The organism is Luteimonas sp. A649 (assembly GCF_054072735.1).
In genome coordinates, this window is the sequence record NZ_JBSVRQ010000001.1 from 699,620 (window position 1) to 713,062 (window position 13,443).

General features: G+C 72.4%; 16 protein-coding genes. 3 read left to right on the forward strand and 13 right to left on the reverse strand.

Features of this window, described 5'->3' with window-relative positions; genetic code table 11:
* Positions 1–100: 100 nt before the first annotated feature.
* On the reverse strand, positions 101–673 hold the full coding sequence (locus ACW5E8_RS03330) for an N-acetyltransferase family protein (RefSeq protein WP_456964071.1): 573 nt from the start codon (positions 671–673) through the stop codon (positions 101–103).
* 69 nt (positions 674–742) lie between these two features.
* Positions 743–1,600, reverse strand: coding sequence for a 23S rRNA (adenine(2030)-N(6))-methyltransferase RlmJ (locus ACW5E8_RS03335; protein ID WP_456964072.1), 858 nt, complete (start codon positions 1,598–1,600; stop codon positions 743–745).
* A gap of 42 nt (positions 1,601–1,642) precedes the next feature.
* On the opposite strand from ACW5E8_RS03335, the gene creB reads away from it, so the two are divergent.
* The 3 genes from creB (at position 1,643) to creD (ending at position 5,218) form a co-directional block, all read left to right on the forward strand.
* Positions 1,643–2,353: a two-component system response regulator CreB gene (gene creB, locus ACW5E8_RS03340; protein ID WP_456964073.1), complete on the forward strand. Its 711-nt coding sequence runs from the start codon at positions 1,643–1,645 to the stop codon at positions 2,351–2,353.
* Positions 2,354–2,356: 3 nt separating this feature from the next.
* Positions 2,357–3,784, forward strand: coding sequence for a two-component system sensor histidine kinase CreC (gene creC, locus ACW5E8_RS03345; protein WP_456964074.1), 1,428 nt, complete (start codon positions 2,357–2,359; stop codon positions 3,782–3,784).
* 93 nt (positions 3,785–3,877) lie between these two features.
* Positions 3,878–5,218 carry a cell envelope integrity protein CreD gene (gene creD / locus ACW5E8_RS03350; RefSeq protein WP_456964075.1) on the forward strand — a complete coding sequence of 447 codons (1,341 nt, stop codon included), beginning with the start codon at positions 3,878–3,880 and terminating at the stop codon, positions 5,216–5,218.
* Positions 5,219–5,228: 10 nt separating this feature from the next.
* Here the strand turns inward: creD and ACW5E8_RS03355 are convergent, their stop codons facing one another.
* From ACW5E8_RS03355 to gspG, 11 genes are all read right to left on the reverse strand, one after another.
* Positions 5,229–5,777, reverse strand: coding sequence for a phosphatase PAP2 family protein (locus ACW5E8_RS03355; RefSeq protein WP_456964076.1), 549 nt, complete (start codon positions 5,775–5,777; stop codon positions 5,229–5,231).
* Positions 5,755–6,906 carry a glycosyltransferase family 4 protein gene (locus tag ACW5E8_RS03360; protein ID WP_456964077.1) on the reverse strand — a complete coding sequence of 384 codons (1,152 nt, stop codon included), beginning with the start codon at positions 6,904–6,906 and terminating at the stop codon, positions 5,755–5,757. Before ACW5E8_RS03360 ends, ACW5E8_RS03355 begins: the two co-directional genes overlap by 23 nt.
* A 79-nt stretch (positions 6,907–6,985) precedes the next feature.
* Positions 6,986–8,128: an OprO/OprP family phosphate-selective porin gene (locus tag ACW5E8_RS03365; protein ID WP_456964078.1), complete on the reverse strand. Its 1,143-nt coding sequence runs from the start codon at positions 8,126–8,128 to the stop codon at positions 6,986–6,988.
* A gap of 122 nt (positions 8,129–8,250) precedes the next feature.
* The gene (gene gspN / locus ACW5E8_RS03370) at positions 8,251–8,949 is read right to left on the reverse strand and encodes a type II secretion system protein N (RefSeq protein ID WP_456964079.1); all 699 of its coding nucleotides are present in this window, start codon (positions 8,947–8,949) and stop codon (positions 8,251–8,253) included.
* Entirely contained in the window at positions 8,946–9,437 is a 492-nt protein-coding gene (gspM, locus tag ACW5E8_RS03375) for a type II secretion system protein GspM (protein WP_456964080.1), read from the reverse strand. The genes gspN and gspM overlap by 4 nt, the downstream gene beginning before the upstream one ends.
* Positions 9,434–10,525 (reverse strand): type II secretion system protein GspL, encoded by a 1,092-nt coding sequence (gspL, locus tag ACW5E8_RS03380; protein WP_456964081.1) that lies wholly within the window; start codon positions 10,523–10,525, stop codon positions 9,434–9,436. Before gspL ends, gspM begins: the two co-directional genes overlap by 4 nt.
* On the reverse strand, positions 10,522–11,526 hold the full coding sequence (gene gspK, locus ACW5E8_RS03385) for a type II secretion system minor pseudopilin GspK (RefSeq protein WP_456964082.1): 1,005 nt from the start codon (positions 11,524–11,526) through the stop codon (positions 10,522–10,524). The genes gspL and gspK overlap by 4 nt, the downstream gene beginning before the upstream one ends.
* Entirely contained in the window at positions 11,523–12,134 is a 612-nt protein-coding gene (gene gspJ, locus ACW5E8_RS03390; RefSeq protein WP_456964083.1) for a type II secretion system minor pseudopilin GspJ, read from the reverse strand. Before gspJ ends, gspK begins: the two co-directional genes overlap by 4 nt.
* Entirely contained in the window at positions 12,131–12,535 is a 405-nt protein-coding gene (gene gspI / locus ACW5E8_RS03395; RefSeq protein WP_456964084.1) for a type II secretion system minor pseudopilin GspI, read from the reverse strand. The genes gspJ and gspI overlap by 4 nt, the downstream gene beginning before the upstream one ends.
* On the reverse strand, positions 12,519–12,971 hold the full coding sequence (locus ACW5E8_RS03400; protein WP_456964085.1) for a GspH/FimT family pseudopilin: 453 nt from the start codon (positions 12,969–12,971) through the stop codon (positions 12,519–12,521). The genes gspI and ACW5E8_RS03400 overlap by 17 nt, the downstream gene beginning before the upstream one ends.
* An 8-nt stretch (positions 12,972–12,979) precedes the next feature.
* Complete coding sequence (gene gspG / locus ACW5E8_RS03405; protein ID WP_456965229.1) at positions 12,980–13,438, reverse strand: type II secretion system major pseudopilin GspG; 459 nt, start codon at positions 13,436–13,438, stop codon at positions 12,980–12,982.
* Positions 13,439–13,443: the final 5 nt, after the last annotated feature.

The window sequence follows — 13,443 nt, forward strand, 5'->3', positions numbered from 1 at the left end:
GCAGACAACGGAAGCGCCGGATGCGGTCACGCACCCGGCGCAGGGACGCGCAGTTTAACGCGGGCGCATTGTCGCCACCGCCGCGCAGGGGGACCGTGGTTCAGGCCCCGCCTTCAGCGTCGGCCACCGGCGTCGTCGCGGCCAGCGGCAGCAGGATACGCGTGAAGCCCGGATCCGCGCCGTCCACCTGGCCAAAGCCCATGGACAGTGCGAGATCGAGCAGCGGCCCGTTCGCCTCGGGGATATCGCCCTGCAGCGCATCGAGGCGCTTGCCGCGGGCCCACTTCGCGAGCCGGCGCATCAGATGCCGGCCCAGGCCCATGCTGGCGACGTTGCGGCTGACGAGGATGGAGAACGCCGCGTTGCGACTGTCGGCCGCGACGGCGGCGCGGGCCACGCCCAGGATCATGGCCTCGCCGGGCGGCAGCTGCTCGGCGACCACCAGCGTGAACTCGCTGCGGGTGTCGGGCTGTGACAGCTGGCGGGAGATGTCGGCGTTCATCGCATGGACGCCGCCCAGCATGTGGCTGCGGATCTCATCCGGTTGCAGCAGTTCGAAGCTGGCGCGCAGGACCGGCGCATCCTCCGGACGGATGGGACGGATCAGCACATCACGGCCGTTGCCGAGGCGGATCTCCTCGTGCCACGGGGGAAGGCGGTTTCTGGCGACCATGGGGCGGATGCTGGCACGGTCGAAGTGAAGCCGGCCTCTACATCCTCGGACCCGCTGACCCGGGCAGGCTCAGGGCGGGCTGCGGAGCCAGTGCAGGCGGGATGACGCACCGCGTTCGCCGAGTGCCGTGGCCAGCGCCGCCAGCGCCGGCTTCAGCGCCAGGTCGAACTGCCAGGGCGCGTTGACCACCAGCAGGCCACTGCCGTTCATGCGCAGGGGCGAGTCGTCGGGGCGGACCAGCAGCTCGGCCACCAGCACCGACTTCGCCGGCAGGTCGGCGGCACGGCGCTGGAAGGGGCCCAGCGTGCGCCGCAGCTTGATCGGATACCAGAGCGCGAACACGCCCTGCGGGAAGCGGCGCAGCCCCTCGCGGATCGCGGCCAGCGAGGTGTCGAACTCCGCCATCTGGGTTTCGTAGGGCGGATCGATCAGCACCAGGCCGCGGCCGATGCGTGCTTCGCCGTCGCGCGGCGGCAGCAGGGAGCGAACGGCGGCATAGCCGTCGCTTTCGTGCACGCGCACGCGGCGGTCGGTGGCGAGGGTCGCCGCCAGCACCTTCGCTTCTTCCGGCTGCACCTCGCAGCAAGCGATGCGGTCGACGTCGCGCAATGCGTGCGCGAGCAGCCAGGGCGAACCGGGATAGGCATCGGCGCCGTGCTGCTTGCGGCAGGCCGACACCGCATCGAGGTAGCGGCGCAGCAGCGGGTCGCGCGGCGTTTCCGCGATCAGGCGGGCGATGCCGTCGTCGGCCTCGTTGGTGCGCTGCGCGCTGGCGCCGCCCAAGTGGTAGAGGCCGCGGCCGGCATGGGTGTCGAGCGCGAACAGCGGCGCCGGCTTGGCCACCAGCGCATCGCACAGCGCAAGCAGGACGACGTGCTTGAGGACGTCGGCATGGTTGCCGGCGTGGAAGGCGTGGCGGTAATTCATCGCTGCAGGATACCGGTCCGCCGCCGGCCTGCGGCGCCCGGTATGCTTCCCGCGATGCCTCCCGACGCCGCGCCGACGCCGTCCACCCTGCTGCTGGTCGAGGACGACCCGGCGATCGCCGAGGCCGTGCTCTACGCACTGCGCGCCGACGGCTACGTGGTCGAGCACCGGATGCTGGGCACCGGCGTGGCCGAACGCGTGCGTGCCGGAGGCGTCGACCTGGTGCTGCTGGACGTGGGCCTGCCCGACATCGGCGGCTTCGAGGTCTGCCGCCAGCTGCGCAGCTTCAGCGCGCTGCCGGTGGTGTTCCTGACCGCGCGCGGCGACGAGGTCGATCGCGTGCTCGGGCTGGAGCTGGGTGCCGACGACTACATCGCCAAGCCCTTCTCGCCGCGCGAGTTGGTGGCGCGCGTGCGCGCGCGGCTGCGGCGGCACCCGGCCGCCGACAACGGCGTGCGGCGGCACGGGCGCTTCGAACATGACGCCCAGGCGCGGCGGATCCGCTTCGACGACCAGCTGCTGGACCTCACGCGCAACGAGTACGCGCTGCTGGTCGAGCTGCTGCGGCGCCCGGGCGCGATCCTGGGCCGCGGGCAGCTGCTCGACCGCGCCTGGGCGGATGCGCCCGACAGCGGCGAACGCACCGTCGACACCCACGTCAAGACGCTGCGCGCCAAGCTGCGCCAGCTCGATCCCGCCGCCGACCCGATCCGCACCCACCGCGGCATCGGCTATTCGCTGGACACGGACTGACCCATGCGCATCGGGCTGCGCATCCTGCTCGGCTACTTCCTGATCGTGGCGCTGGCGGCGCTGCTGCTGGGCCAGGTGTTCCTGCGCGAGGTGAAGCCCGGGGTGCGCCAGGCGATGGAAGACACGCTGGTGGACACCGCCAACGTGCTCGCCGAGCTCGCCACCGACGACCTGCTCGCGGGACGGATCGCGGACGGCCAGTTCGCCACCCGCATTAGGGCGCTGGCCGGACGCGACATCGGCGCCGGCATCTGGGGCTTCGAGAAGCGCGAGGCCAGCTATCGCGTCACCGTCACCGATGCCCACGGGATCGTGCTCTTCGATTCCGCCGGGCGCGACGTCGGTGCCGACTACTCGCGGTGGAACGACGTCCACCTGACCCTGCGCGGCCGCTACGGCGCGCGCTCCACGCGCAGCGATCCCGATGACGACGCCAGCTCCGTGATGCACGTGGCGGCGCCGATCCGCGACGGCGCACGCATCGCCGGCGTGCTGACGGTGTCCAAGCCCAACCGCGCGATGGCGCCGTTCATCGCCCGCAGCGAGGGCGTGATCCTGCGCTGGGGCCTGGTGCTGCTGGGCGCCGCGCTGCTGGTCGGCCTGTTTGCCGCCTGGTGGCTGTCGCGGCAGCTGGGCGGGCTGCGCGGCTATGCCGACGCGGTCACCGCCGGGCGTCGCGCGGTGCTGCCCGATTCCGCCGGCGAGTTCGCCGACCTCGGGCGCGCCTTGGAGACCATGCGCGACCGGCTCGAGGACCGCCGCTACGTCGAGCGCTACGTGCACACGCTCACCCACGAGCTGAAGTCGCCGCTGGCGGCCATCCGCGGCTCGGCCGAACTGCTGGAGTCGCCGCTGCCCGAGGCCGACCGCCAGCGGTTCGCCGCCAACATCGGCGCGCAGAGCGAGCGCATGGCGGCCATGATCGACAAGCTGCTGGCACTGGCCGCGGTCGAGCATCGCCAGCGGCTGGAGGATCCCGCACCGGTGGACCTGGCGGCCGTCGCGCGCGAGGTCGCCGAGGCGGTGGCGCCGCGGCTGCGCGCCGGCGGCGTCACCCTGGCGCTGGAGGCCGACGAGCCGCTGCCGTCGCCTGCGGGCGATGCCTTCCTGCTGCGGCAGGCGCTGGAGAACCTGGTCGACAATGCGATCGCGCATTCGCCCGGGGGCGGCACGGTCTCGGTCGCGCTGCGGGCGCAGGATGGCGGCGTGCTGATCGAAGTGGCCGACGGTGGGCCTGGCGTGCCGGACTTCGCCCTCGACCAGGTCTTCGAGCGCTTCTATTCACTGCCGCGTCCCGGCGGCGGTGGCCGCAGCAGCGGCATCGGCCTGACCTTCGTTGCCGAGGTGGCGCAGCTCCATGGTGGCCGCGCCTGGCTGCGCAACCGCGACGGCGGCGGTGCGCTCGCCGGCATCGAGCTGCCGACGGCCTGAGGGCCCGCCACTTCACACCCGCCTCACCCCCGCCCCGCGGTGGCCACACTGGGCGCCCGCAACCTGCCTGCAATTTCCAAGGGAGGTGCGGTCATGCGTCTGTGGGTAAAAATATTGATGGTGGCGGCGATGACGATCGCGATCCTGGTGCCGTTGACGATGGTGCGCGGGGTGATCGACGAGCGCCAGGCGCGGCGCGCCGAAGCGGTGTCGAACATCGCTGCGAGCTACGGCGGGCGCCAGACGGTGTCGGGTCCGGTGCTGGTCGTGCCCTACACCGAGAACGTGCGCGAACAGGCGGCCGACGCGGCCGGCATCATGCGCACCACGGAGCGGCGGCGCACGCGGCACTGGACCTTCTTCCCCGAGACCCTGGTGGTCGACGGCGCGATGGCGCCGGATACCCGCAAGCGTGGCCTGCACGAGGTCCGCGTCTACGAGTGGCAGGGCACGGTGCAGGCGCGCTTCGACGCGCAGATTCCGGACGACGCGCCCGAAGGTGCCGACCGCAGCATCGGGGAGCCCTGGCTGGCCTTCGGCATCGCCGACGTGCGCGGCCTGCGCGAACTGCCGCGCATGCAGGTCGACGGACGCGCGGTCGAGCTGGCGCAGGGCATCGGCCACGACGACGGCCCCGGCGTGCACGCGCGGCTCCGGGCCCCGGCATCGGGCGCGCGGCTGGCCTTCGCGAGTCGCGTCGACCTGCAGTTGCGCGGCACCGAGTCCTTCGCGATGATGCCGCTGGCGCGCGACAACGACCTGCGCCTGCGCTCGAGCTGGCCGCACCCGCGCTTCGAAGGCCTGTCGCCGGTGCACGATCTCGACGTCGCCGGTTTCAGCGCGCAGTGGAAGGTGGCTTCGTTGTCCACCGATGCCCAGCGCCGCTATCGCAGGCAGGCCTCCCTGGCGCGGGACGTGAACCCGTACCAGATGTGGAGTCCCGACCCCGATGCGGCCGGCCTCACCCTGGTCGACCCCGTGAACGCCTACCTGCAGGCGGAGCGCGCGACCAAATACGGGCTGCTGTTCGTGCTGCTGACCTTCGTCGCGTTCTTCATGTTCGAACTGATGCGGCAGAAGCCGATCCACCCCATCCAGTACGGGCTGGTGGGCCTGGCGATCGCGGTCTTCTTCCTGCTGCTGGTCAGCCTTGGCGAACACATTCCCTTCGGCCTGGCCTACCTGTCGGCCGCCACGGCCTGTATCGGACTGATCGGGTTCTACCTGGCGGCGGTGCTCGGCGGCGCGCTGCGGGGCGCGGCCTTCGCGGGGATGCTGGCGACGCTGTACGCGGCGCTGTACGGCCTGCTGGTGTCCGAGGACAACGCCCTGGTGCTCGGCGCCGGGCTGCTGTTCGTGGTGCTGGCCGCGATCATGGTGGTGACGCGCAGGGTCGACTGGTACCAGACGTCGATGCGCCCCGATGCACGCTAGTGGCTCGCCCTCAGGCCTGGAAGGGCAGCGCGGCGCCGAGCCACAGCGACAGCGCCGCAAGGCCGCTGCCGATCAGCGTCGCGGCCAGCACATCGCTGGGCCAGTGCAGTCCGAGCACCACCCGCGACAGCGCCACCATCGCGGTGAACGGCAGCAGCACCCAAGCCAGCTGCGGGTAGTACGCAAGGGCCACGATGGTGAATGAGACCGCATGCAGTGTGTGGCCGGACGGGAAGCTGAACTCGTCCAGCGGCGCGATCCAGGCGCGGATGCGGACGTCGGCGGCGAAGGGCCGCGGGCGCCGCGTCCAGCGCTTGAGGCCCTTGTACAGCAGCAGTGCGATGGCGCCGGTGGCCGCCATGTGGGCGGAGGCCCGCAGGCCGTCGACGCCGTCGAACAGCACCATGGCCGCCATCAGCGCATACCAGGCAAGGCCATCACCAAGGCGGCTGGTGGCGGCGAACATGCGCAGCACGCCGGCGTGCGCGCACCAGTCGTTGGTGCGCAGGCAGAGGAAGCGGTCGGCGCGGTGGCGCTCAGGCGAGTGCAGCGTGGACATCGGCATGGCTCCTGTTGTGGGCAATGCCCTGGAGGATGGCGTCGAAGTCGGCCGCGACCTGCGCCGGGCGCAGCGGCTGCACCGCGCGACGCGCGTTGCAGCCCATGTCGCGGCGCGAGGTGTCCTCGAGCGACAGGCGGCAGGCGGCGTCGATGAAGGCGGCTTCGTCGTGCAGCGCGATGGCGGCGCCATGCAGGCCATGCTTCAGGTGCTCGGCGGCGGCGCCGTAGCGGTAGGCGACGGTGGCCACGCCGCTGGCCATGGCCTCGATGGTGACGTTGCCGAAGGTCTCCGACAGGCTCGGGAACAGGAACAGGTCGGCGCTGGCGAAGTGGCGCGCGAGGGCGTCGCCGCGCTGCATGCCGCAGTAGATGAAGTCGGGGTTGGCATCGCGGATGGCGCCCAGTTCGGGCCCTTCGCCGACCCAGATGAAGCGTGCATCCGGACGCAGCGCCTGCAGGGCGCGAAAGGCATGGATCGCGAGGTCGAGGTTCTTTTCAACGGCCATGCGCCCGACGCAGGCCACGGCCAGGTCGCCCGGCTTCAGGCCCCAGCGGGCGCGCAGGGCCTCGTCGCGGTGCGCGGGATCGAAGCGCCGCGTGTCCACGGCGCGAGGCAGGTGCACCACGTTCTCGAAGCCCAGGCTGTTGAGTTCGCCCTGCAGCTCCCGGGTCGGCACCAGGGTGGCTGCGGAGCGGTTGTGGAAGCGCCGCATCCACGCCAGCGCGACCGGCTGCATCCAGGCCGCGGCGTAGTCACGCATGTACCGGTCGAAGCGGGTGTGGAAGCCGGACGCGACGGGAATGCCGAGCGCCGTCGCGGCGCGCATCGCCGACCAGCCCAGCGGGCCCTCGGTGGCGATGTAGATCGCATCGGGGCGCTGGCGCTGCCACCGGCGTTGCAGCCGCGAGGCGGAGGGCAGGCCGAAGCGCAGGCCGGCGTAGAACGGCAACCGGCCGGCGGCGGTGAGCATCTCGTGGTCGGCGGCGCGGTCGCGGCGGTGCTGGCGCGGCCGCACCACGTCCACCTCATGGCCGCGGCCACGGAGCCCGTGCTCCAGATCCTGCACGGTGAGCGCGACGCCGTTGACTTCCGGCGGATAGGTCTCGGTGACGATCGTGTAGCGCATGCGGGGCTCCGGTTTGACCCAAGCCTGACCGGATGCGGTGTCGCGCCTATTACACTTGTTTGACCGCTGCGTGACGCGCCTACCAGTGCAGCTGGACGCGCGCCTCGACGATCGACGGGTCGTCGTGGACCACCGGCCCGCCGGCCACGGCGCGCCGGCTGGCGACGTCGACGTAGTTCAGCATCAGCTTGGCGTTGTCGCGCCAGTACCAGTTCACGCCCACCGTCCAGGCCTCCATGCGGCCGCCGCGGACGGCACCGTCGTCGAGGTCGAGCGAGTCGTAACGGAGCCCGAACTGCCAAAGGCCGGCGCCTTCGACCGTGGTGCGCGGCAGGCCGCCGCGATAGCCCCAGCTGGTCCCGCCCGGCGTCCAGAGCGCGCTGGCGTAGCCGCCCTCGGTGTCGTAGTTGCCGCTGCCGATGCGGTCGCCGCTGGCGATGAAGTACTCGCCCTGCAGCTTGAGCGGGCCGCGGATCCACATCGCTTCCAGGCCGGTGGTGGCAAGGCGGTCGACGTCGGACAGGGCGCCGCTGTCGACCAGGCGCACGGCGGCCATGTCGGCGTTGGGCCGCGAACGCAGGCGCAGCTGGTCGCTGTCGGTGTCGCGGTCGACGTGGCTCAGGCCCAGGTGCAGCACCTGTCCGTCGTCGCGGATCGGTGCCCACCAGGTGCGCGCGACATAGCCGGGGCCGCCGGCGTCATCGTCGAGGTTGCGTCCGAACCAGCCCAGGGAGGCGCCGTGGCTGCTGGCGTCGTAGCTCCAGGACGCGCCCAGGCGGCGGCCGGTGGCGAAGGTGCCGGTGGCCGAGGCCTTGGCGATGAAATCGTTGGTGCGCGCGGACGAGAGTTCTTCGAGTCCGCTGGCCTGCTTGGACTGGCCCAGCAGCAGCGTGTGCTTGGGCGAACCGTCGCCGCCGAAGCTCCACGACACGTTGTTGTCGAGATAGTTCTCGCCTTCCACGTCATATCCCAGCGCCCATGCGAAACCGCCGGGGCCGCTGCCCTTGAGCGCGAGCTCGAAGCGGCGGATGCCGGTGGCGCGGTCGCGGCCGTCGGGGCGGCCATCGAGGTCCATGACGTCGTTGTCGAACCAGTAGCCGTCAACCTGGAACATGCCTTCGAACGACACGTCGGAACCGGCCACGGTGCCCAGGGGAACCTCGGCGTGGGCGGGGACGAGGCAGGCGGCGGCAAGCGCTATCGGCAGCAACAGAAATTTCATGGATTCGACGCGATCCGGTCATCTTTTCGGGGGAGGCCCAGTCTAGCCCGGGGGGCGTGAGCGGCCCCGCCACATGCGGGGCCGCCCGCGGCACGATGTGTTCCGGGGCCCCGCTTCGACGTTCAGCCTTCGAGCCGGCCCGCGTCGACGCGGCTGAGCCCGCCGGGGGCGGCCTGGAAGCCGGCGGCGAGCAGCACTGCGCGGATACCGGGGTCGTCGCTGCGGGCCAGGGTCTGCAGCCTGTAGCTGCCGTCGGCGTCCAAGGTGAAAGTGGCTTCCAGCACCAGCGGCCCGCCGGTGTCTTCGGAGAGTAGCGCGAGCGTTCCGCTGCGGCCGTCGCAGGCGGGCGTGCCGGCGAGGATCACCGGTGGCAGTGCGTCGCCGGGCAGGCTGACCTCGATCCGCACGCGGCCGCCGGCGCTGCTACAGCCATCGCCGTCGAACAGCATGCGTGCGCCGTCCAGCGACGCGCGCAGCGCCAGGCCCGCCAGCGGCGGCAGCGGCACCACGCCGTGGGCATCGCCGATGCCGCTGGCGCGGCCGCCCTGCAGCGCCAGCCTTGCATCCGGACCGTGCAGCCAGAGCTTCTGTCGGCCTGCAAGAAGTGGCAGCGGCGAGAGCCCCATGCGCAGGTCGCCCAGTGCGGCGCCGCGCCACTGCGCCTGGCGCAGGGTTCCGCGCCAGAGGCTGCCCTCGACGCGGATGGCCGAGAGTCCGGACGGCAGGGACAGCCGGGGCAGCACGAGCTGCAGGGGGAGCGACAGGAGCAGGCCCAGTACGAGACTCCCCGAGAACCACCAGGCCAGGCGTCGAGGGCTCATGGCGCCGCTCCGCCGCCGAAGCCGACTTCGACCCGCAGCCAGCCGTCGGCGCGCTCGACGCGCAGGGACGCGGGTGCGAGGCCGTCTTCGTCGGCCAGGCGGCCGAGCCAGCCGAACAGCGCGGGCGACGCCACGCGCTCGAACTCGAGCAGGAACGCCCCGTCGGCGGCGGTGCGCTGGCGGCTGGGGGCGAGGCCGGCATCGCGCAGGCTGTCCAGGATCACGCGCTGCAGGGCATCACCGGTCGCCGCGTCCGGCAGCGTGGCGCCGGCCGTGGCAAGCGCCGCGACGTCGGCCTGTGCGGCCTGCAGGGCCACGACCGCGCGGTGGTGATGCGCCTGGGCGCCATCGCGCATCGCACGCAGCGGCCACAGCAGGCCGTACCACCAGGCGAAGGCGGCGAGCAGCACGGCCATCGCGGCGAGCATTGCGTGTTCGCGCGGTTCGCGGCGGCGCCACCAGGCTTGGATACGAGTGTTCATGGTCATGGCGCGGGCTCCAGTACCAGACCGGTGTGCAGGCCGCCGGGCACTGCGCTGCTGCCGCCTTCCACCAGCTGCCAGCCGTCCGTGGCGAGCGCGCCGCGAATGGCTTCGATGTCTTCGGGGCCGGGATGGAACAGCACCGCGCGCAGCCGGTCGCCGCGCTGGTAGTCGAGCCCGGCGAGGTGGCTGCCGGCGCGGGCCGCCACGGCGGAAAACAGCGCGCCGCTGGCGGCCGCGAACAGGCGGGGTGCGCGCGCGGCCTGCAGCTGCAAGCGGAGGGCATCCGGGGCGCCATCGCCGGCGGCCGGCAGGACCCCGCGCACGACGGTTGCCGCACGGGATTCGAGCGCGCGCGCGGCAAGCTCCAGGCGCAGGGCCTGGGCTGCGACCAGCACCAGCGGCGAGGCCAGCAACGCTGCGGCAAGCCACGCCAGGCGCCGCCGGTTGGCCGGCTTCGCGCGCGCCGCGGCCGGGGTGAAGACCCCCTGCAACAAGTCGAGTTCCGGACGCAGCGCGCGTCCTGCCAAGCTCTCGATGTCGCCCTCGATGCGTGCGAGCGGGCGGTCCCCGAGCACCTGTGCGGCCAGCGTGGACGGGGCGCTGAACGCCAGGCCGTCGCCGCGTGCCAGCCAGCGGTCCGCGGCGACGAGCAGGTGCACGGTTCCGGCGTCGGCCGGCTCCGGCAGCAGCAGCTGCTCCGGCACCGCGGCGTCGGGATGCAGTCCCAAGGTCGCCGCCTGCGCCACCCATGCGCGCAGCAGGCCGGGCTCCACCGCCGCGACTGTGCGGACGGTCGCGGTGGCGTCAGCATCCAGCACGACATGCGGCTCGCCGGGCATCGCCAGCCGTGTGGCAAGCAGGGCGCGCGCCGCGGCCTGCGCCTGCGCAGGGCTGTGGGCCCGCAATTCCAGGCGGTCGATGCGAATGGCGCCGCCGGGCACGACCATCACGGTGCGCGCAGCGGGTGGCATGCGCGCAGGCGCATCAGGCTGCAGTGTGGAGCGCGACAGCACCTGGCCGAAGTCGTCCACGTCCAGGCAGATGGCCTCGGCGGCGGGGTCGGTGGGCAGGAACAGGATGCGGTTGGTCATTCGTCGTGTGTCCATCGTCTCGCCACCAGGCGCACGGGGCCGTAGGGGTCGCTGTCGAGCAGCGCGCTGAGCAGCACCTCGGCACCGTCGTACTCGACCTCGGTGCGCAGGTTGAAATAGCGCGTGCGCAGCCGGAGCTGTTGCAGCGCGTGATCGGGCAGGATCGCGGCCACGACGGCCGGCTGCGCCGCGAATTCGGTGACGTCGAGCCAGCCAGCGGCCGGCCGCGAGGCGATGATCCGACGCGCGGCGTCGCGGTCGAGCACGTTGTCGCTGAGCATGGCGAGGATCACCGCGTCGTCTTCCTCGAGGGTGTTGATGTTCACCGGCGACAGCGCGTTGTCCGGCTGCGCGCAGACGTGCGGGCGCAGGCGCGCATAGCGCGCGGCGTCGTGGCCGGCGATGGCGCGCAGTTCGCTGGTTTCCGCGAGCAGTGCGCCGGAGGTGCGGTAACCGGGGCCGCGCGTCGCATAGGCCGCGTCTTCGGCGCCGGCCGGCCCGGGCACCTGGTCGCTGTCCATCCAGTCCACCAGGGCGTCGGCCATGGTCGCTGCCTGCGCCGGGGTGAAGTCCAGCGCACGCAGCAGAGCGCGGTACTGGCCCGCGCCGGCCTCGCGCCGCGACCATTGCCCAACGGCGCCCTCGACCACGCTGTTGAGGTTGAAGCACGCGGTGGCGTCGTCGATGCGCACGCGCATCGCGCCGCCGTCGATGGGGAACACGAACGGCTTGCCGTTCCAGCCACCCTGGAGCGTGGTGCGGCCATCGTTGCCATCGAGCTGGTGGATGCGCGCGCGCGCCAGCTCCTCGCTGCCCAGGGCGTACCACTGCGCCTGCGCCAGCGCTTGGGCATTGCCGGTGCGGCGCAGGCCGAAGCGGATGTCGTCGAGCACCACGACCAGCAGCACCGTCATCACCGCGACCAGCAGCAGCACGGTGAGCAGGGCCGCGCCGCGTTCGGTCTTCGGGCGATTCCCGGCGCCGATGCGCGGGCGGTTCACCGCTCGACTCCCGGGAGCAGGAAGCGCTGGCGCACGGTGCCGATGCCGTCGAGGTCGAGCTCGAGTTCGACCGCCGCCGGCAACGAGGTGGCGCCGCCGTGCCAGCCGTCGTTCCAGGTGTCGCCGGACAGGTAGGCGACGCGCGCAAGGCCGATGCCATCGATCAGCACACGCGCCGGCGGCGGTGCCGCGCCATCGACGGCGGCGCGCGCGCTGCGTTCCAGGCGCCCGTCGACGATGCGGTACTCGACGTACTCGAGCGACGCGCGGGCTTCGCCGCCGGGGTTCTCACGGCCGCGGCGGACGAAGGCGAACAGCGGCCCGGAGACATCCGGCCGGCCACCGGTGAAGGCGTCGCGGGTGCTGCTGCCGTCGCTGCGCCGCACCAGCCGCACGGCGGCCTGCGACAGGTCGGCGCGCAGCAGGGCGCGGGTGCGCTGGAACTCGCCTAGCCGCGCCATGCGTTCACGCAGCACCGCCTGGCTGTCGGCGGTATAGGCCATCACGGCAACGCCTGCGGCGGCGATCAGGCCAAAGATGGCCAGCGAAGCCATCACTTCCAGCAGGGTGAAGCCGCGGGCGTTGCGCCGTGGATGCGGGGTGCTCATCGCGGCAGGCTCCGGAACAGCGCGACGTCGGCAGCCACGCGTTCCTCGCCAGGTGGCGACACGCGGATGTCCACGCGCAGCAGCGACGGATCGGCCGTGGGCGTGGTGCGGCGCGTCCAGCGCCAGGTGATGCCGCCGGCGTCCTCGGTGCCGCTCGCTTCGTCGGCCAGCGCGCGGACGTCGAGCGTCGCCGCGTCCACGGCCACGTTGTCGGCGACCACGGCCGCCAGCACCCGCTCCTCGATCGCGACCGCGGTGCGCGTGCTTTCGCCAGCGAGGTTGAGCAGGCCAAGCACGGCCAGCGCGAACACCGCCAGCGCGACCAGCGTTTCGATCAGGGAGAAGCCCGCGTCCGCGTCGCGTGGCCGGCGGACGGCCGCTGTGTCAGCGCGCGATGCCATCGATAGTCACCTCGCCGCCGCCGTCGACCGACACGCGCATGCGCTGGCCCTCGCGCAGCAGCGCGAGGCTGCGCGGCTCCGTGGCGCCGGTCGGGTCGAAGCGGATCGCGATGCGCGCGTCGCCACCCGGAAGCTGCGGCCTGGTGCCCGGTGCCCAGTCGACGGGAGCGAAGGCGCGACCTTCCAGCGGCTGCCAGCCCCCGAAGCGACGCCGCGAAAACGCATAGCCAACCGATGTCACGTCGACTTCAATCGTGCGCATGCCGAGGATGGCCTCGTCGCGCGCGTGGGCGAGGCGCGCCGCAAAGGTCTCCGTCTCCTTGGCCAGCACGTCGTCGGCGGGCGGCAGGGTCAGCGCCACGGCGGCACCAGCCAGCCCGATGACGGCCAGCGCCACCATCAGCTCGACCAGGGTGAATCCGCGCGCGCGCCGCATGGCCGCTGTCAGCGCCAGTTGCCGATGTCGGCGCCGTCGCCGTCGCCGTCACCACCTTCGGTGCCGTCCGCGCCCAGGGAGAACACGTCGAAGCCGCCGCTGCGGCCCGGCTGGCGGTACTGATAGGCGTTGCCCCAGGGATCCTCGGGCAGGCGGCGGATATAGCCGCCCTTGCGGTAGCGCTCGGGGCGCGCAAGGCCGGAAGGCGCATCGAGCAGGGCGCCCAGGCCCTGCGTCGCGGTCGGGTAGGCCATGTTGTCGAGGCGATAGGTTTCCAGCGCTTGCTCCAGCACCGAGATGTCGGCGCGGGCCTTCTCGGCCATGGCGCGGTCCTGGCTGGGCATGACGTTGATCATCACCACTGTCGACAGCAGGCCGATGATCACGATCGCGACCATCAACTCGACGAGCGTGAAGCCGGCGGATCGCCCGCGCGTGCCGTTGCGGCCCGCTACGGATCCCTGCATGCGGG